Origin of the sequence: Mesosutterella porci (genome assembly GCF_022134585.1) — a bacterium.
Lineage (GTDB): Bacteria > Pseudomonadota > Gammaproteobacteria > Burkholderiales > Burkholderiaceae_F > Mesosutterella > Mesosutterella porci.
Window position 1 is genome coordinate 39905 of sequence record NZ_JAKNCT010000003.1, and the last position, 17914, is coordinate 57818.

Consider the following 17914-nt stretch of genomic DNA (forward strand, 5'->3'; position numbering starts at 1 on the left):
CGCCCCTGCTGCGGCCTCAGGCCGTGACGTAGCTGCTCGGCAGCACGTAAAAGAGCACCGAAAAGAACTGCAGCAGCGTCCCCGCGAAGACGAAGACGTGCCAAATCGCGTGGTGGAAGGGGATGCGCTCCTTCACGTAGAAGAAGACTCCTGCCGAATACGCGAGGCCGCCGGCCACCAGCAGCATGATGCCGCCCGCGGGCAGCGCCTCGACCAGAGGCTTGATCACGACAAGGACGAGCCAGCCCATCAGCAGGTAGATGAGGCAGTTGATGAAATCGCCCCTTTTCATCAGAACCGGCTGCAGGGCGATGCCAACCGCGGCGAGCACCCACTCCACGATGCACAGCACCCAACCGCGGGTCCCCTGCAGCGTGATCAGGCAAAAGGGCGTGTAGCTGCCCGCGATCAGCAGGTAAATCGAAGCGTGGTCGAAGACCTGGAAGACTTTCTTCGCTTTCGCCTTTCGCCGGGGAATCGCGTGATAGAGCGTCGAGGCGGTGTAAAGGATGATCATCGAGGCCCCGAACAGCGCCACCGCGGTGACGTCCACCGCAGAGCGGCTCCAGAGCGCCGCAAAGGTCACCATGACGACGAGACCCGCAATCGAAAGCAGCGCCGCGACGCCGTGCGTGACGCTGTTGGCGACTTCTTCGCCAAATGTGTAAAAAGCGGCCTGGCCTGCCATTTTTCTTCCCTCACTCACAATGAAATGCCAGAGGAACCGGGCTTTTCCCCGAAAAGCATACCGGATTGTCCGATCCTTATCCGGGGAAACCCTTCCTTGAGCTGGCAACTGGCATTGTGACGGGGCGGCCGTCCGGTAAACGCGCCCAATTTTAGGTGTTAACCCTAATTTCTGTGTTTATTTGTAAACAAACCGCGATAAAAGCCGGCTTCTGAAGCGTTTTGACGCAAAGCCTCAGAGAATCACGACTTCAGGGGTGAGTCTCACGCCGAACTTCCGCTCGATGCCCTCGATGATGCGGGCGCAAAGCGCCTCGACATCCCGGCCTGTGGCCCCGCCGCGGTTCACAAGGACGAGCGCCTGCCGGTCCCAGACGGCAGCCGCGCCCACGGACGCACCCTTGAAGCCCGCTGCCTCGATGAGCCAGCCCGCGGCCAGCTTCGTGCGCCGGCCGCCAAGCGGGTAGGAGACGAGACTCGGATAGGACTCGAGCAGGGCCCGGGCCTGCAGCTCCGGAATGACCGGGTTCTTGAAGAAAGATCCGGCGTTGCCGACCGCCTCGGGGTCCGGAAGCTTCGCGCGCCGAAGAGCCTCGACCGCATGCATCACGGCGGCCGCGTCCAGAGGCTTTCCTTCAAGCGCCGCTGCAAGTCCTTTGTAGCCCGTGACGGGGAGCCAGTCCTGAGGCGCAGGCAGCGAGAACGTGACCGCGGTGACGAGCCAGGAGGCGGCCTGCGGGCGCTTGAAAACGGAATCGCGATAGCGGAAGTCGCACTCCTCGCAGGAAAGGACGCGGCGGCTGCCGTCCTCGAGATCGCAGATTTCGACGGACTCGATCCGCTCAGCCGCCTCGAGACCGTAGGCCCCGATGTTCTGCACCGCGGCCCCGCCCACGGAACCGGGGATGAGGACGAGATTCTCGAGTCCCGGGTGCCCCGAAAGGGTGAGCATCCGCACGAGATGGTCCATCGTTTCGCCCGAGGCCGCGCGGAAGCGGTACTCGCCCTCCGGGCCCGGCTCGAGCTCGCGCACGCCGGTAAGACGGTTCACCGCCACAAGCCCGTCGTAGTCGCCCGTGAAAAGCACGTTGGAGCCCGCCCCGAGGATAAGCGGCCGCCTGGCCGCGCCCTTTTCGGCCCTGAACGCCTCGCACAGGGCGGGCAGCTCGTTCTCGCTCTTGAGCGTGAGAAGCCGGGAGGCCTTCGCCTCGATATGGAAGGTGGTGAGAGACCCGACGGAAACGTTCTTCTCAATCTGCATGGCTGGTCTGGAAATCGTGTTTTATCGCGCGAAGTGAAAAGAATACTTTAACAGAAAGCCGCTGCCGCGCCGCACTCCTTTTGGGGCCCCCCTTAAGGAAGCGCCAGTCTTTCGCGCACGCGCCGCACGACGGAGTCCGTGTCGAGTCCGCAGAGCCGCATCAGATCCTCGGTTGCGCCGTGCGGGACCCACCGGTCCGGAATCCCGAACTGCAGCACCCGGGGCGACAGGCCGTGCGAGGCGAGCAGCTCCAGCGTCCCGTCGCCCGCGCCTCCTTCAAGCGCCCCCTCTTCGGCCGTCACCAGACAGTCGCAGGAACGGGCCACCTTGAGCACCGCCTCCTCATCGAGGGGCTTTGCAAAGCGCATGTCAACGAGTCCCGCGCCCAGCTCCTCGGCCGCTTTCTGAAGCCGCCAGGCCATCGAGCCGAAGGCGAGGAAAATGACGCGCTGCCCGGCGGGAACGCCGGGCTGGATCTCCCGCAGCGTCCGGGCCTTTCCGACCGGGATCGTCTCAAAGCCGGCCGACACCGGGACTCCAGGCCCCTTGCCGCGGGGATAGCGCACCATGGTGGTCGAGTCCAGGCTGTAGGCCGTGTTGAGCGCAAGCCTCGCCTCGTTTTCGTCCGACGGAGTGAAAATGGTCACGCCCGGCAGCGTCCGGAAAAGGGGAATGTCGAAAAAGCCATGGTGCGTGGTGCCGTCCGGGCCAACGATGCCCGCCCGGTCCACGGCGAAAAGAACCGGCAGGCCCTGCAGCGCGACGTCGTGCTCGATCTGGTCGAAGGCGCGCTGCGCGAATGTCGAGTAAATCGCCACCACGGGCTTCATGCCCTCGCATGCGAGCCCGGCCGCATAGGTGACGGCGTGCTGCTCAGCGATCGAGACGTCGCGGAAGCGCTCGGGATAGAGCGAGGCGTACTCAACCAGCCCGGAGCCCTCGCGCATGGCAGGCGTGATCGCGTAAAAGCGCGGGTCCCTGCGGGCCGTGTCGCAGGCCCACCGCCCGAAAACCGCGCTGTAGGAAGGACCTGAGGCAGGCGCCTTCGCGATTCCGTGCACGGGGTCGAAGCGGCCCACGCCGTGGTAAGCCGTGGGATCGGCTTCCGCGGGCGGATAGCCCTTGCCCTTTTTCGTCACCACGTGCAGCACCATCGGGCCGCGCAGCTCCTTCAGGTTGCGCAGCACCCGCACGAGGTAGCCGATGTCGTGCCCGTCCACCGGTCCGAAGTAGTTAAGGTCGAAAGTCGAGAAAAGGGAAGAAGGCGGGGAAAAGAAATTCACGGCCTGCTTTTCCATCCGCTTCGCGAGGTCCCACAGGTGCGGGACTGAGGAGAGAAGGCGCTTGGAGCGCTCCCTCGCCCCCATGAAGGCGGGGGCGGAGACAAGTTTCGTAAGGTTGCGCGAAAGGGCTCCGACCGGGGCTGAAATCGAGTAGTTGTTGTCGTTGAGGATCACCAGCAGCCGGATGCGGTCCTTCCAGGAGCCCGCGTCATTCAGCGCCTCGACTGCCATGCCTCCCGTGAGCGCCCCGTCGCCTATCACCGCGATGTGCCAGCGGTCCCTGTGTCCGGAAAGATAGGAGCCCACGGCCATTCCGAGCACGGCTGAAATCGAGGTGGAGGAGTGCCCGGTTCCAAAGGCGTCGAAAGGGCTCTCGCTGCGGCGCGGAAAACCCGAGATGCCGCCCGTCTGGCGCAGCCCCTTCATCGCCTCGCGCCGCCCCGTGAGGATCTTGTGCGCGTAGGCCTGATGCCCCACGTCCCAGACCAGGCGGTCGTCGGGCGTATCAAACACATAGTGGATCGCAATGGCAAGCTCCACCGCCCCGAGGCTCGAGGCGAGGTGCCCCCCGGTCTTCGAAACCGACTCCACAATGAAGGCTCGAAGCTCAGCGGCAAGTTCCGGGAGCTTCTCCTCCGGAAGCTTTCGCAGGTCTTCCGGGCTCCTGATCGAATCAAGCAGATTCCCCATGACTGACTGGACCTTTTTCTCTAAGCCTGTTTCCTTTTCAGGCGGATGAGCTCCTTTCAGCGGCCTCGCGACACCACAAAGCGCGCGAGCTCTCCAAGCCGCCTTGTCTTTCCGGCGTAGCGCGGATCGCGCTCGAGGCCGTCCAGGGCCGCGGCGGCCTCCCTTCCCGCCTCAGCGGCGAGCCTGCGGGCCTCGTCCAGCCCGAGCAGCGACACGTAGGTCGCCTTTCCTTCTTCGCGGTCCTTGCCCGCGGACTTGCCAAGCGTCGCCGTGTCGGCCGTCACGTCCAGAATGTCGTCGACGATCTGGAAGGCAAGCCCTACCGCGGAGCCGTAGCGAGACAAAGCCTCGAAAAGCTCCGGAACGGCCAGCCGCTCCTCGCCGCTGGCCGCGCCCATGAGGACGGCCGCGCGGATAAGCGCTCCGGTCTTCATCGCGTGCAGCCGCTTCAGATCTTCAAGGCCCGGGCCGGACACCCCTGCGCCCGTCGCCTTGATGTCGAGCCACTGCCCGCCGCACATGCCGCGCACCCCCGCGCCTTCGGCGAGCAGCCGCACGAGCCGCTGCAGCCTCGCCCCTGGCACAGCGCCCGAAGCGAGCACCCGAAAAGCCTCAGCCTGAAGCGCGTCGCCCGCGAGCACGCCTTCGGCGAAGCCGTATTTCGCGTGGGTCGAGGCCCTGCCGTGCCGCAGGGAGTCGTTGTCCATGCAGGGCAGATCGTCGTGGACGAGCGAATAGGAGTGGATGAATTCAAGCGCGAGAGCAGCGGCGTCAACCGCAGGCTCAGGCGCCTGGGTGAGTTCGCCCGCCGCATAGGCGAGCAGGGGCCTCACGCGCTTTCCTCCTCCGAGGACCGACCAGCGCATCGCCTCCTGCAGCAGTTCCGGGAAAACGCCCGCGGGCAGCGCCCGCTCGGCCGCCGCTTCGAAATGTCCGCGCCTTTCCCGCGCCCAGTCTTCAAATGAAGTCATGCTCCGTCTCCCGCAAGAACCTCAGAACGGGACGTCATCGTCCAGCGCGGCGGGGGACGCCCCCGAGACCGCGTCCGGGCGCTCGGGCGCCCTCGAGGCGCTGTCGGCCCGCAGCTCCGAGTCCTTCAGCGGTGAGAGCTCCCCGTCAGCCTCCAGCTTTTTGATTTCCTTTTCGGCCCTGGAAAGCTTGCCGCGGCAAAACCGCGTGAGCTCCATGCCGCGCCTGTAGGCCTCAAGCGATTCCTCGAGCGGGAGGTTGCCCTCCTCCATCCGCGCGACAAGCTCTTCAAGCTCGTCCACAGCCTGCTCGTAGGTCAGTTTCTTCGCCGCTATCCTCGCTTCTGCTGACATTTTGTAAGAAGCTCCGCCTTATGCAACAAACGTTGATGGCTTCAATTGTACAGAACCGCGCGGCCGTCACTCCGGCCGGCCGCGGCGGATTACAATCCGCTTTCGTCTGCTTCCCTTTCCCTCCCCGAGAAGTCCTGCGCCATGTTTCAGCCCTTCTGGATGCTTGCCGCCGCCGTGCTCTTCACTCTGATGGCAGCCTGCACCAAATGGGGCGCGGCCGACTACGGCACCTTCGCGCTCGTCTTCTGGCGCTCGCTTATCGGGCTCGCCGCGCTGGGAGTCTGGATCGCCGCAAGCGGCCGAACGATCCGCACGCGCTATTTTCTCGGGCACGTGAAGCGCTCCTTCATCGGCACCTCGAGTCTCGTCATCTGGTTCTGGGTGCTCGGGCGGCTGCCGCTTGAAACCGCGATGACGCTCAATTACACGAGCCCGCTCTACATGGCGGCCTACATCACGCTGCTGCACCTCAGGCGCGGGCTGCCCGCCGACTGGCCCCTCTCGGGCTCGATCATCGCCGGGTTTCTCGGCGTGCTGCTCGTGCTGCAGCCCTCGGTTGCCGCCGGCCAGCACACGGCCGTCCTCATCGGCCTGTCCTGCGGATTCCTCTCCTGCTGGGCGATGCTGCAGGTGCGGGAGCTGAGCGCGATGCACGAACCGACCTGGCGCATCGTCTTTTACTTCACGCTGATGGGAGTGATCGCGGGCCTGTGCGGCTCCTTTTTCGAACCGCGGGGACTCGCGGTGATCCCGACCTTCAGGGGCATCGCGCCGCTGCTCGGCGTAGGGCTTTTCGGCATTTTGGCACAGCTGTGCCTCACCCGCGCCTTCGGAGGAGGCAACATCCTGCTCACTTCAGCGCTGCAGTTTTCCGCGATCGTCTTTTCGGCCATCATGAGCGCCGTGGCCTTCGGCAGCCCGATCTCCGCCTCGGCGGTGTTCGGGATCGCGCTCATCATCGCGGCCGGCACCGCAGCCACTTATTTCTCGCGCAGAGGCTGGGAAAAACTCGAGGGAGACGCTGCGGACCGCTCCTGAAAGGGTTCTGACGCGGCATTACAATCAGCTTTCCGGCCTTTCAGCCAACCACAAAAAAGCAGCCTAAACCCATGAGATCACTCTGGATGCTTGGTGCATCGTTTTTCTTTGCCCTGATGTCCGCCTTTGTCAAAATGGGGGCCGGCCACTTCTCGTTTTTCGAACTGGTGGGCTACCGTTCGCTCTTCGGTGTCATCCTGATCGGCACCTGGGTCGCCGCCACGCACCGGACCCTTGCGACGCCGCATCTTCTCGGGCACTTCAAGCGCAGTTTCATCGGAACTTTTTCGATGACGCTCTGGTTCTATGCGATGGGACTGCTGCCGCTCGCGACCGGCCTCACCCTCAACTACACAAATCCCCTGTTCATGGCGGTCATCATTACGACGGCCGCCCTGCTGCATCACGAGCGTCCGCAGTGGGGGCTCGTAGCGGCCATCGGGGCAGGCTTCTTCGGCGTCGTGCTGATGCTGCACCCGACGGTCGCGGCCGGCCAGGTGAGGCCCGCGCTGCTGGGCCTCTTCTCGGGACTCCTCGCCTCTCTCGTGGGGCTGCAGATCCGGGAGCTCGCGCGCATGCACGAGCCCACCTGGCGGATCGTCTTCTACTACACGGCCTTCGGCACCGTCTGGGGCCTGGGAGGACACCTGCTCTTGAACGGCAGCCTCTCCGCGATCACCCGCGAGAGCCTCCTGCCGCTGGCCGGCATGGGACTTTCGGCCACGGTAGCGCAGCTGTGCATGACTCAGGCCTTCGGCGTGAAGAACATCCTCGTCTCCTCGGTGCTGCAGTACTCGGCGATCATCTTCGCCACCGTCTTCGGCTACCTGTTCTTCGGCGACCGGATCTCCGGGGACGCCGCGGCGGGCATCGCGATCATCATCGTCTCGGGGATCACCGCCTCGCTCTACATCCGAAGGCACAGGCAGGCGGGCTGAAGGAGGCAGCGGCCGTTCACCCCCGGACCCGCTGCGCTATGCTTGTCGCACTCAGGCGCCCCGAGGCGGGACGCCTCCCTTCTCATTGCCAAAGCAGGATTGAACCCATGAACCGCAGAACCTTCGCCCTGGCGCTTTCGGCCCTCGCCCTTGGCTGCCTTCCCCCTGCGCGCGCCGCGCAGGCCCCCGCCCTCAAGAATCTCGGGGGCACCCGCTGGATGATGGTGCTTCCCAAGGGCAGCAGCTGCGAGGTGCCGCCGGAGGTCGATTTCGCCAAAGACGGAACCCTCGAGGGCGACACGGGGTGCAACGAATTCGGCGGGACCTGGGAAACGGACGGAAAGCGGCTCTCGATCAAGCGCCGCAACAAGACCAGCCGCAACTGCGCGAAGCAGTTCCTCGACCTCGAGCATGCCTTTGCCGGAGCGCTTGACCGGACCGCTTCGGCGAAGCCTGCCGGAAGCGATCTCATTCTGCTCGATGCCGAAGGCCGCGAGCTGCTGCGGCTCACGCCCGCCGTGGCAGGCTCATGCCAGTAGAGCTCCCTTTCAGGCTCCTGCAGGGCGCAAAGCCCTGCGGCTTCCTTTTCCGTAACTGGTCACACGTGCGCTGCTGGGCGCACCACGAAAAAGGCGCGGCCCGAAGCTTTCGCTTCAGGCCGCGCTTTTTTTATCTGCATCTCCCGCCGGACTGAAAGGAGGAGGAAAGCCCGCCTCCCTTCAGCGCGGCCGCCCCGCCTCAGTAATTGTTGGCAGGCGAGTGGCAAGCCGAGCAGTTGTAGCGGATCGGCGCGGGTTCCATCGCACCGTTCTTGCCCTTCATCCAGTGATCCGCGGGCATTGCGGTGGCCGTGCCCTTCTTCGCAGGCTGCCCCACCCTCTTGTAGCTGTCGGCGTGGCACATCAGGCACATGTTCTTGTCCTTTGTGATCTCCATGCCCTTCGTATCATGGGGGATGAGAACGTTGGTGGCCGCGCCCGCATTCACGGCGAAGGCCGCGAGAAGCACGAAAGCCGCGGCACCGATTTTCTTTGTCATCATGTCAGAATCCTTCTTCTCTGGGCCCGGGGAGCCTTCCCGTCCCTCTTTCGGGCGGGAAGGCGGTCCTCAGGCCGGTTCTTCGGCAGGCTTTTAGGCCTTCTCGACCCGAATGGCGCACTTTTTGTAGTCCGGCTCGAGCGAGAGCGGGCAGGTGGCGTCCAGGCACAGCTGGTTGAACTGCACGTTCTGGTCGAAGAACGCGCCCCAGGTGATGCCCTTCTGCACGGGCATCCTGCCGCCCAGGCAGGCCCTGGCGTAGATGGTCGCGCGCCGGCTCGTCACCTTCACGCGGTCCCCGTCGGCAATTCCCCGCTTCTTGGCGTCGGCCGGGTTCATGTAAAGCCTTGCCTCCGGCACGGCCTTCAGGAGCTCGGGCACGCGGGTGGTCATCGTGCCGGTATGCCAGTGCTCCATGAGGCGGCCGGTGTCAAACCACAGGTCGTACTTCTCGTCGGGCATCTCGACCGGGTCGGCGTACGGACGGAAGAAAATCTTCGCGCGGTTCGGCAGGGGCTTGGGCGTCTTGTCGGTGACCCCGTCGAGGTTGCCCGAGGGGATCGCCTTCATCAGCGGCCCGTAGAAGGCGAAGTCCGCTCCCTTGCAGAAGGGGTCGTACTTGCCGTTGAAGCGGTAGGAGATGCTCTTGCCGTCGATGTAGGGCCAGACGATGCCGTGGCCAAGGATCGACTCGTCGAAGTGGCAGATCTGGTGCTCACCCTGGGTGAACTGCCAGTACTCCTCGTAGAGCGCCTTCTCCGGGAACCAGCCGTCGCCCAGAACTTCGGCCGTGCCGCAGGCGCGGCCCTTCCACTTGGGATCGGGCCACTTGAAGCTGCGCAGGAACTTGTTGCCGAAAATCACGTCGTAGAGCGAGGCCTCGGGGTCGATGCCCATCGCACGGGCGCGGTCGAGCACGTTGGGCAGGGTCTTGCCGCCAGGCAGCTTCTGCTCCTTCCAGCATTCCTTGATCTTGAAGCGCTTGGCGAACTCGAGCATCATCCAGACGTCGGTGCGGGCCTCGCCCGGGGCCTTCACCATCTCGGGCCAGCCGTTGGTGCGCCGCTCGCCGTTGCCGTAAACGCCCCACTTCTCGAAGATCATCGAGGCGGGCAGTATCAGGTCCGCAGCCTGCGTGGCGGAGAACGTCGGATAGGCATCGGCCACCACGATGAAGTTCTCGGGCTTTCTGGCGGCGCGCAGCCAGTGCGTCGAGTTGGGCGTCGACTGGAAGATATTGACGACCTGGGTCCACAGGAACCGCACGGTGCCGTCCTCGAGCCCGCGCAGCAGTTTCATGGCGTCGTAGCCCACCACGCCGTTGAGCGTTCCTTCAGGCAGTCCCCAGATCTTCTCGCACTTCGCGCGGTGCTTCGGATTCGCCACGAGCAGATCCGAGGGCAGGCGGTGCGAGAACGTCCCCACCTCGCGGCAGGTGCCGCAGGCCGAAGGCTGGCCGGTGAGCGAGAACATGCTGTTGCCGGGCTTCGCCTGCTTGTTCATGAGAAGGTGAATCGAGTACAGCGACTCGTTGATCCAGGTGCCGCGCTGGTGCTGGTTGGTGCCCATGCAGCCCGTGGAGATGACGCGCGAGGCCTTGTCGCAGTAAATGTCGGCAAGCATCTTCAGCTTTTTGGCGAAAGAGTCCGCCGACTCATCGGGATCGCCCTTCGCGACCCGGACCGTATACTCGAGCGTGTAGGGCTCGACGCCCTTCTTGAAGTCCTCGAAGGTGATGTGCCAGTGCGAGCCCGCGGGGCCGCCCGCGTGCTTCTGCTCGACCGCTTCACCCGGCCGGCGGCGCTGGCCCACGGCCTCGGCCTCCGAGAGCACCTTCTTCACCTGCTTGGCCTGCGTGTCTTTTTCAGCCGGATAGGCAAACTTGTCGGTCGGGCGCATGCCGTAGCCGATGTCCGTCGGGCCCGTGGCGAAAATGCAGTGGCGGTCGATGAAGTCCTTGTCGTAGCAGCCGCGGTGCACGATCTCGCGCAGGATGTAGTTCGCGATCGCAAGGTCACTGTTCGGCTTGAAGATGATGTCGACGTCGGCGTTGCGCGAGGAAAGCGTCGGATGCGTCTGCAGGTTAATGATGCGATAGCCCGGAATCGTGCGCTTCGCGGCGATGATCCGGCTCCAGAGCACAGGGTGCGCCTCGGCGGGGTTGTTGCCCCAGAGCACGATGTTCTGCGTGCGCTCGAAGTCGTGGTAGCCGGCCGAGGGCTCGTCCACGCCGAAGACCTGGTACATGCCCACCACAGCCGACGCCATGCAAAGGCGGGCGTTCGGGTCGATGTTGTTCGAGCGGAATCCGGCCTTGAGGAGCTTCACGACTGCAACGCCCTCGGGAATGGTGTACTGGCCGGAGCCGAAGATCCCGACGCCGGTGGGGCCGAGCTCCTGATAGGCGGCCCTCCAGTGCTTCTCCATCTCGTCGAGGGCTTCTTTCCAGCTGACGGGCTCGAACTTGCCGTTCTTGTCGAACTTGCCGTTCGTGCGGCGCATCAGGGGACGCGTGAGGCGGTCCTTGCCGTACATGATCTCAGAGTTGTAGTAGCCCTTGAGACAGGTGAGGCCGCGGTTCACCTCGCAGTCCGGATCGCCCTTGGTCGCCACGATGCGGCCGTTTTTCGTACCGACGAGCAGGCCGCAGCCCGTACCGCAGAAGCGGCAGACGCCTTTGGTCCAAGTGATGCCCGCTTCAGCCTCGCGCGCGGCCCCTGCCGCCTCGGAGGTGATTGGAATGCCCGCGATGCTTGCGGCGGAGGCCGCGACGCCCGCCTTCATGAGGCGCCGGCGGCTGACACGCACCGTAGAAATCGCACTGGTGTTTTCCATTTGCTTCTCCTAGTTGCGGGGCACCGCCGCGCCGCCCTTCTTGTCTGCGGGCTTGCATGGCGCGGGGAGCCCCTTTGCCTGCCGGACCGCAGGAGCCGCCGCTGCGGCGCGGACCTCATTCTCCCGAAGTCTGCGCCCGCGGCTCCGCGGCCGGATCTAAAAAAACGAACTTAAAAAACTACGCCCGGGACCCCTCTGCGCTGTCCTCCTGGCTCACGACCAGAGAGGCGTCCTGCACGCCCGGAAGCTCCAGAAGCTCCCGAAAGATCCCGGCTTCCTTAGAAATGGACTCGCCTTCGATCACGGCGATGAAGCGCCCCGAAGCCCGTTCCTGCTGGAACACTTCGAGCCCGTGCTCCTGCACGGACTTCACGGCAAGGTCAAATTTTCCCGGAGCCGCAGTCACAAGTATGCCTGAATAAAACATGAAGATCCCCTTTGATCAGGAGCCCCGGCCCGCCCGGGCGGAGGCTTTACGCAACTGCACGACCTTATCGGCCTGTGCGAGCAGCTGGGCGCGCTCGGCGCTGCCCGTCGGAAATTTTTCCGCCATTGTGCGGAAAAGTCTCTCGGCGACCGCCCACTCCCCGCGCTGCACGGCGATCGCGCTGCGCACCATCATGGCGTTTCCGTAGTCGGGCTGCATCGCAAAAGCCTGGTCGAGCCATCCGACTGCCTTCTTCATGCGCACCTCAAGACTCATCGGCTCAGGCATGGAAATGAGGGCCGCGGCCGCCTCCGTGTAAACCACGGGGTTGCGCGCCTTCGGGTCGCCCGAGAGCGCCCGTTCGTAATAGTCGGCGGCCGGGCCGAACTGCCCGCGATCCGCATACCGGCGCGCGAGCATCACCGCCGCGCGCCCGTCGCCGGGATGCGCGCGACACCAGGCCTCAAGCTGTGCGTCGTCCGTGTTTTCCGTAATCCCGGCCGCGGCGCGCTGCTCGGCCTGAGCTTTCATTTCAGAGGCGGGATCGGAGGCCTGGGCGACCGCCGCAGCCTGCGAGGCGGTGGGCGCCTCGGCCCTTCCACCGGCCAGCCCCAGGATTTCAGGACTGCCGAAATGGCTGTAGGCCAGCCAGGCCGCGCCCGGCACCGCGGCTGCGAGCACCAGGGCCGTGGCGATCCTGAGGGAGCGGCTGTTCTTCAAGAACCCGCCGCGGGCCCCGGACGAAAGCTCTTCGAGGGCCCTGCGTTCAAGCTCTTCGGTCTCTTCGAGGTACTGCTGTTCGGAAATGCGGCCCGCCTTCCGGTCCGCTTCAAGCCTCGAGCGCTCGCCGGCAAGGAGCTTTCTCGCCTCGTCGCGCTGCGACTCGGGCGAAGCGGCCCTCTTCCGGGCCCTGACCGCCGGCACAAAAAGGAGGGCGAGCACAACGGCAACGAGCCCTGCCGCCGCAGCGGCAAACCATAACGTTTCGTTCATAGAGAGTGGTTGAAAAAGATCGGGCGGAAAACCCGCCCGCTCTGCGATCCGGGTTAAGCAGGCCCGGGCGGACGGCCCGGGCCTTTTCCCGTTTTTCAGGAAGGAGCTGCCGGCTTACTTCTTCGCGGCGCCCTGTTTGTCGGCCACCGCCTTGCGAAGCAGATCGCGGGCCTTGGTGGCGCTCTTCGCGGCGGTATCAAGCTGCTTCATGGCGAGTTCCGGATTGTGGAACCAGGCGCCGTTGGTCGCCGTGTTCCATTCCCAGTTCACATGCGCGGTGGCATGCAGCTTGCGGGCCTGCTCGAGCACGTCCTCGGAGACGCCGGCCGCCTTCGCGATTTCAAAGGCATTGAACATCTCGGTCATGCGCTGCTCGGCGTTGCGGACCTTGCCCGTGTAGTGATTGTGCATCGCATCGATCACCTGGTTCATCTGCTTGGCCGTCTTGTCCTTGTGGCAGGTCAGGCAGGTCTCCTTCATATAGTTGCGGGGAGAGGTGGCCCAGTGGTTCGTGATCGTCTTGCCGCCCTTCTTCACCTTGGGCATATGGCAGGCGGCGCAGCCGATGCCCGCCTTGTCGTGCACCGAGTTGTTGTAGGTCTCGGTGTCGGGATGCTGCATCTTGATCAGCTTCGCCCCGGTGAGCGGATGCTTGAAGTCGGCGTAGCCCACATGGTCGTAGAACTTCTCGATCGTGTCGGTGGTCACGAACGGGAAGAGGTTCGTGAGCCGGCTGTCAAAGCCCACCTTCTTGCCGGTCTTCGGATCGAGGCCCGGGTTGCAGACGTACTCGACGTGGCACTGGGCGCACATGAGCTTGGAGTCGGGCTTGCTCAGGTAACCCACCTTGCGCACGAAGCCTCGGACGCCCGCATCCTTCACGTCGACCTTGGCCCAGTTCCTGCCCTCGTTGTAGACGGAGGGGAAGTCCGTGCGTGTGACGGCCTGGATGAGCGCGTCGCGCACGATGCGCGGCTTCGCGTTGTGAGGATCATGGCAGAAGTTGCAGTTGAGCGCGTGATTGGACGCCCTCATCACGTCGATCGGCGAGCCGGTGCGCGAGAAGGTGGTGCCGGGCTTCGGATCGCCCAGATACGCCCAGCCGAGCATCGGGTCGGTCGTCTTGCAGGTCCAGCACACCGCATTGCCGGCCGCCGCCGTTCCGGGCACGCCGCGGACCTTCTGCTGGTTGTCGCCGGGCCAGATGTCCTTCACCATGTCCCAGGCCTTGATCGCGCCCGAGCCATGGGCGGCGTAGAGCCAGCCTTCCTTCGGCTGGAAGCGTCCGCCCCAGCCGCGGTCGACCAGCATCTGGTCCATCAGCATGAAGTTGTGCGAGCGCGGCTCGTCATGCTCGGTGGTGAAGCCGTGGCCGCCCAAGGCCATATTGAAGAAGGGGTTCGGGGAAGGACCGTTCGCCGCAGTCTTGCTCTTGCGGGCCTCCCTCTTGTCGTTGGCCTTGTAGAGGCTTGTGAACTGCTCCTTGTGGCAGGTGCCGCAGACCGCCGGGTCATTGTTGGTACCCGGACGCTTCACCTGGCCGGCGACGTGCTTGTCAAGATCGCTGTGGCAGGTCGAGCAGGCCACGTTCTTGTGGGCGCTGATGTGGTTGGATTCTGTGATGTCCTTGTGGCAGCCCGCGCAGGACGCGCTATTTGCGGCCGAGGCGATCGAGGCGAAGGTCCCCGCAACCGCTAAGGCAAAACATCGGGCTAACAAACTACGGGTGAGCTGCATAGTTAAGTCTCCTTAAACGCTGCATCGCTGCATTCTTTGTCGGCTCAAAGCGGTCTTTTTCTGTCTTCCGCCGCCTTCATGCGCCATCTTGCTGTCAGTCTTAATTAAACCTTACGGCACGGAGCTATTCACCATCCGAAAGAACTATTTGATAATACACTAAAGTGGTAATATGTTAAAAACAAAATAGTTTAGTTCTTTGTTACTAAAAACAATTTTTTAAAATTTGTTTCCTTCAAATCAATGTTTGGCTTAGATCAATGTATTTTCGTGAAAAAAGCTGATTTTCAATGCGCCGCTTCCCAGCTCTCGCCCGAACCCACGGAGGCGGTGAGCGGTACGCGGAGCGTCGCGACGCCGGACATGATGAGGGGGAGCTTTTTCATGACCTCGCCGAGCTCTTCATCGGGGACCTCGAGCACGAGTTCGTCGTGAACCTGAAGCACGAGCCTCGAGCACAGCGCCCTCTCGTCGAGCCACTTCTGGACGGAGACCATCGCGATCTTGATCAGGTCGGCCGCTGTGCCCTGCATCGGCGCGTTGATCGCCTGGCGCTCTGCGCCGGCCCGGACCACTGCGCGCGTGCTTTCGATGTCGGGCAGCCACAGCCGGCGCCCGAAGGCGGTCTCGACGTAACCGCGCTCGTGGGCAAGCTGCCGGGTCCGGTCCATGTACTCATGCACGAGCGGATAGCGCGCGAAGTAGCGCGAGATGAACTCCGCCGCCTTCGCGCGGTCGACCCCCAGGTTCTGCGCGAGGCCGTGCGCTCCCATGCCATAGATCAAGCCGAAATTGATCACTTTGGCCATCCGGCGCTGCTCGGGCGTCACCTCCTCGGGCGGCACTCCGAACACCTCGGAGGCCGTCGCGCGATGCACGTCCATGCCGCGCTGGAAGGCGCTCACAAGCCCCGGGTCGCCGGACAGGTGGGCCATGATCCGAAGCTCGATCTGGGAGTAGTCTGCCGAGACGATCCTGCAGCCCGCGGGCGCGATGAAAGCCTCGCGCACGCGCCTTCCCTCCTCAGTCCGCACCGGGATGTTCTGCAGGTTGGGGTCCGAGGAGGCGAGCCTTCCGGTCACGGCCGTGGCCTGCCCGAAAGTGGTGTGCACGCGTCCGTCGCCCGGAAAAATCATCGCCGGCAGCTTGTCCGTGTAGGTGCTCTTCAGCTTTGCGAGCGCGCGGTACTCAAGCACGGTCCGGGGCAGGGGATAGTCCGCCGCGAGCTCCGAGAGCACCTCCTCACCGGTCGAATAGCCACCGCTCGCGGTCTTTTTCTTCGCCGGGATTGCGAGCTTTTCAAAAAGGATGTGCCCGAGCTGCCTCGGAGAGCTCAGGTTGAACTCTTCGCCCGCCTCCTGCCAGGCGCGCCGTTCGAGCTCGCCGATCCGGGCTGCGAGCTCGCGGCTCTGCGCCTCGAGCCGCACGGGGTCGATCAGTGTGCCGGTTCTCTCCATCCGAAAGAGCACGCTTTCGGTGGGCAGCTCTATGTCTTCGTAGATTGACTCGAGCTTCTGCGCGGGCTCCTCGCGCATCTTGAGAAGGAACCGCGCGTAAAGGGCGCGGATCGCCGCAGCGCTCTCCACCGCATATCGCGCGGCCTGCTCGCGGGGAACCTCCCAGGGACGCTTCTCCGAGGCCCCGCGCCCGAAGACCTCCTCGGGCCCCTGGATCGGGCGGCGCAGCCACCGGAGCGCAAGCCGCGGCAGCTCATGGCGGTTGTGAGACTCGATTACGTAATCCTGCAGCCGCGTGTCCTCCAAGCCCCGGCCGGGCCTTCCCGAAAGCCTGATGCCCTCGTTCGCGAAGACATGAAGGAGAAACTTCACGCTGTGGCCGACCTTCGGCGCCCCGCCTTCAAGCCACGGCCGAAGCCCTTCGAGAAGGTCCTGCTGCGGCTTCGAGCGGGTTCCGTCGCCAAGCGCGAGCGGCATGTACCAAGCCCCCGCGCCGCCCGCGCAGAGCGCGATCCCGCAGAGCTTCGCGGTCATGGGCTGGTGCGAGTCCGCAAGGATTTCGACAGAAACAGGAATCGCGCTTTGCTCCTGCGCCCCGAGGACCCCGAGCATCGCCTTGAGCGAGGCCTCGTCCTCGACCAGGGAAAAGTCCACGGGATCCTCGAGCAGTCCGGGCGGCTGAGGAAGGACGCCGGCCGGCGCCGGCCCCGAGGCGGGCAGCGCGGAGAACAGGTCTGGCTGCGCGCCTGCAGGCGCAGAGGGCTTTTTCGCCTGCGCCGCCTGCTTTCTTATGCGTCCGGCCGAGCTGCGCATCTCCCAGCGGGCGAAAAGAGGCTCGAGCTTCGCCTCGTCAGGCTCCGAGAAGGTGAGATCGCGGCAGGTCCCCACCTCGGGCAGCTCCACCGCGGTGCGGATCGTGACCAGATCCTTCGCGACAGGAAGAAAGCCGAGTCCCTGCCGGAGATACTCGCCCGCCTTCCCTTTCACCTCGGGGGCGTGCTCGGCGACCGCTTCGAGGCTGCCGAAGGCTTCGAGCCACTTCGCGGCCGTCTTCGGCCCGCATTTGTAGATGCCCGGCACGTTGTCGACCTTGTCGCCCATGAGCGCGAGGTAATCGATGATGAGTCCGGGAGGGACCCCGAACTTGGCCTTGACGCCCGCCTCGTCCAGCACCTCGTGGGTCATCGTGTTGATCGTCATCACGCGCCCGTCCTCGACCAGCTGGTTGAGGTCCTTGTCGCCCGTTGCGATGTAAGTGGTGAGGCCCTCTGCCTTTGCGCGCGTTGCAAGCGTCCCGATCACATCGTCGGCCTCGACGCCGCTTTTCTCGATGATGCGCCAGCCCAGCGCGCGGACGAACTCGTGAATCGGACCGATCTGAGCCGCGAGGTCCTCAGGCATCGGCGGGCGGTTCGCCTTGTATTCAGGATAGATCCCGGAGCGGAACGTCTTGCCCTTCGCGTCGAACACGCAGACCCCGAAATCAGGCTTTACCTTCGAACGCACGGCCCCGAGCATCGCCGTGAACCCCTTGATCGCCCCGGTGGGCTCGCCCGCGCTTGTACGAAGATCAGGCAGCGCGTGGAAAGCGCGGAAGAGATAGTTGGAGCCGTCGACCAGGAGCAGCGTTTCTGACATGTTGAATATTCCTCCGGGAGCCAGCGGCGGAGTGCCGCGGGCGCTTTTCTCTCACTTTAACCGTGTTTGGGGAGCTTCGCCTGTCCGCCCCCGCGCTTTTTTAGTCCCCGGCCTGCCACGCCGGGCCCGGGACATGGCAAAATAGTTTTAATCGGTTCGAGCCTATCGAACCGACCCCAGAAGAAAGGATACTTCTATGAAGATTTGTGCCGTCATGGCGGCCGCCGCTGCCGCCCTCCTCGCGATTGCAGCGCCCGCCTCCGCGGCGGGCAACAGCGTCCCGGACGATGCCACGGGACTGGTCCCCACCCAAGCCGACATGCAGAAAGCCCGCGCCGAGCGGGAAGCCGGCCGGGCGCCCGAGCCGCCGGCCAAGAACACTACGATCGAGCAGGTGCGCGACCCCAACAACCATGTGACGGAGTACGTGGTGACGCCCGGCTCCACGCATATCCCTTACACGATGAAAAACGAGGCCGACCGGCCTGCGGACGACACCCCGGGCGGAAATTCCAAAAGCACGATGGGCACAACCCGGCAGATCCGCATCGGATGGTGAGGCGCAGAGCC

At 64.4% G+C, this 17914-nt stretch carries 15 protein-coding genes; 4 read left to right on the forward strand and 11 right to left on the reverse strand.

The window, feature by feature from the left end; genetic code table 11:
• Positions 1-16 precede the first annotated feature (16 nt).
• From trhA to xseB, 5 genes are all read right to left on the reverse strand, one after another.
• Positions 17-688, reverse strand: a complete 672-nt coding sequence (gene trhA, locus MAF45_RS02980) for a PAQR family membrane homeostasis protein TrhA (RefSeq protein ID WP_237978067.1) — start codon at positions 686-688, stop codon at positions 17-19.
• A gap of 234 nt (positions 689-922) precedes the next feature.
• On the reverse strand, positions 923-1948 hold the full coding sequence (murB, locus tag MAF45_RS02985) for a UDP-N-acetylmuramate dehydrogenase (RefSeq protein WP_237978068.1): 1026 nt from the start codon (positions 1946-1948) through the stop codon (positions 923-925).
• A gap of 92 nt (positions 1949-2040) precedes the next feature.
• The gene (gene dxs / locus MAF45_RS02990; protein ID WP_237978069.1) at positions 2041-3921 is read right to left on the reverse strand and encodes a 1-deoxy-D-xylulose-5-phosphate synthase; all 1881 of its coding nucleotides are present in this window, start codon (positions 3919-3921) and stop codon (positions 2041-2043) included.
• 56 nt (positions 3922-3977) lie between these two features.
• A complete protein-coding gene (locus MAF45_RS02995; RefSeq protein ID WP_237978070.1) occupies positions 3978-4892 on the reverse strand; it encodes a polyprenyl synthetase family protein in 915 nt (304 codons plus the stop codon).
• A 21-nt stretch (positions 4893-4913) separates the two neighbouring features.
• A complete protein-coding gene (xseB, locus tag MAF45_RS03000; RefSeq protein ID WP_237978071.1) occupies positions 4914-5243 on the reverse strand; it encodes an exodeoxyribonuclease VII small subunit in 330 nt (109 codons plus the stop codon).
• A 141-nt stretch (positions 5244-5384) separates the two neighbouring features.
• Here xseB and MAF45_RS03005 point away from each other — a divergent pair, with 141 nt between their 5' ends.
• The 3 genes from MAF45_RS03005 (at position 5385) to MAF45_RS03015 (ending at position 7758) form a co-directional block, all read left to right on the forward strand.
• Positions 5385-6281 carry a DMT family transporter gene (locus MAF45_RS03005; RefSeq protein WP_237978072.1) on the forward strand — a complete coding sequence of 299 codons (897 nt, stop codon included), beginning with the start codon at positions 5385-5387 and terminating at the stop codon, positions 6279-6281.
• A gap of 71 nt (positions 6282-6352) precedes the next feature.
• Entirely contained in the window at positions 6353-7219 is an 867-nt protein-coding gene (locus MAF45_RS03010; RefSeq protein ID WP_237978073.1) for a DMT family transporter, read from the forward strand.
• Between the two features lie 107 nt (positions 7220-7326).
• On the forward strand, positions 7327-7758 hold the full coding sequence (locus tag MAF45_RS03015; protein ID WP_237978074.1) for an META domain-containing protein: 432 nt from the start codon (positions 7327-7329) through the stop codon (positions 7756-7758).
• A gap of 199 nt (positions 7759-7957) precedes the next feature.
• On the opposite strand, the gene MAF45_RS03020 is transcribed toward MAF45_RS03015, so the two are convergent.
• From MAF45_RS03020 to polA, 6 genes are all read right to left on the reverse strand, one after another.
• Positions 7958-8260 carry a nitrate reductase cytochrome c-type subunit gene (locus tag MAF45_RS03020; protein WP_237978075.1) on the reverse strand — a complete coding sequence of 101 codons (303 nt, stop codon included), beginning with the start codon at positions 8258-8260 and terminating at the stop codon, positions 7958-7960.
• Positions 8261-8350: 90 nt separating this feature from the next.
• Positions 8351-11092, reverse strand: coding sequence for a nitrate reductase catalytic subunit NapA (gene napA / locus MAF45_RS03025; protein ID WP_237978076.1), 2742 nt, complete (start codon positions 11090-11092; stop codon positions 8351-8353).
• 178 nt (positions 11093-11270) lie between these two features.
• Positions 11271-11519 (reverse strand): chaperone NapD, encoded by a 249-nt coding sequence (locus MAF45_RS03030; RefSeq protein WP_237978077.1) that lies wholly within the window; start codon positions 11517-11519, stop codon positions 11271-11273.
• Positions 11520-11534: 15 nt separating this feature from the next.
• Positions 11535-12512, reverse strand: coding sequence for a c-type cytochrome biogenesis protein CcmI (gene ccmI, locus MAF45_RS03035; protein ID WP_237978078.1), 978 nt, complete (start codon positions 12510-12512; stop codon positions 11535-11537).
• 114 nt (positions 12513-12626) lie between these two features.
• Positions 12627-14249 carry an ammonia-forming cytochrome c nitrite reductase subunit c552 gene (locus tag MAF45_RS03040; protein ID WP_237978079.1) on the reverse strand — a complete coding sequence of 541 codons (1623 nt, stop codon included), beginning with the start codon at positions 14247-14249 and terminating at the stop codon, positions 12627-12629.
• Positions 14250-14536: 287 nt separating this feature from the next.
• Positions 14537-17344 carry a DNA polymerase I gene (gene polA / locus MAF45_RS03045; protein WP_237978080.1) on the reverse strand — a complete coding sequence of 936 codons (2808 nt, stop codon included), beginning with the start codon at positions 17342-17344 and terminating at the stop codon, positions 14537-14539.
• 196 nt (positions 17345-17540) lie between these two features.
• Here polA and MAF45_RS03050 point away from each other — a divergent pair, with 196 nt between their 5' ends.
• On the forward strand, positions 17541-17903 hold the full coding sequence (locus MAF45_RS03050) for a hypothetical protein (RefSeq protein ID WP_237978081.1): 363 nt from the start codon (positions 17541-17543) through the stop codon (positions 17901-17903).
• The last annotated feature ends 11 nt before the right edge of the window (positions 17904-17914 follow it).

Bases quoted from the DNA above. Each gene is read 5' to 3' on its own strand.
- trhA (WP_237978067.1), bottom strand. From the start codon at position 688: ATGGCAGGCCAGGCCGCTTTTTACACATTTGGCGAAGAAGTCGCCAAC.
- MAF45_RS03050 (WP_237978081.1), top strand. From the start codon at position 17,541: ATGAAGATTTGTGCCGTCATGGCGGCCGCCGCTGCCGCCCTCCTCGCG.
- MAF45_RS03005 (WP_237978072.1), top strand. From the start codon at position 5,385: ATGTTTCAGCCCTTCTGGATGCTTGCCGCCGCCGTGCTCTTCACTCTG.
- xseB (WP_237978071.1), bottom strand. From the start codon at position 5,243: ATGTCAGCAGAAGCGAGGATAGCGGCGAAGAAACTGACCTACGAGCAG.
- MAF45_RS03015 (WP_237978074.1), top strand. From the start codon at position 7,327: ATGAACCGCAGAACCTTCGCCCTGGCGCTTTCGGCCCTCGCCCTTGGC.
- MAF45_RS02995 (WP_237978070.1), bottom strand. From the start codon at position 4,892: ATGACTTCATTTGAAGACTGGGCGCGGGAAAGGCGCGGACATTTCGAA.
- polA (WP_237978080.1), bottom strand. From the start codon at position 17,344: ATGTCAGAAACGCTGCTCCTGGTCGACGGCTCCAACTATCTCTTCCGC.
- MAF45_RS03030 (WP_237978077.1), bottom strand. From the start codon at position 11,519: ATGTTTTATTCAGGCATACTTGTGACTGCGGCTCCGGGAAAATTTGAC.
- ccmI (WP_237978078.1), bottom strand. From the start codon at position 12,512: ATGAACGAAACGTTATGGTTTGCCGCTGCGGCGGCAGGGCTCGTTGCC.
- napA (WP_237978076.1), bottom strand. From the start codon at position 11,092: ATGGAAAACACCAGTGCGATTTCTACGGTGCGTGTCAGCCGCCGGCGC.
- MAF45_RS03040 (WP_237978079.1), bottom strand. From the start codon at position 14,249: ATGCAGCTCACCCGTAGTTTGTTAGCCCGATGTTTTGCCTTAGCGGTT.
- MAF45_RS03010 (WP_237978073.1), top strand. From the start codon at position 6,353: ATGAGATCACTCTGGATGCTTGGTGCATCGTTTTTCTTTGCCCTGATG.
- dxs (WP_237978069.1), bottom strand. From the start codon at position 3,921: ATGGGGAATCTGCTTGATTCGATCAGGAGCCCGGAAGACCTGCGAAAG.
- murB (WP_237978068.1), bottom strand. From the start codon at position 1,948: ATGCAGATTGAGAAGAACGTTTCCGTCGGGTCTCTCACCACCTTCCAT.
- MAF45_RS03020 (WP_237978075.1), bottom strand. From the start codon at position 8,260: ATGATGACAAAGAAAATCGGTGCCGCGGCTTTCGTGCTTCTCGCGGCC.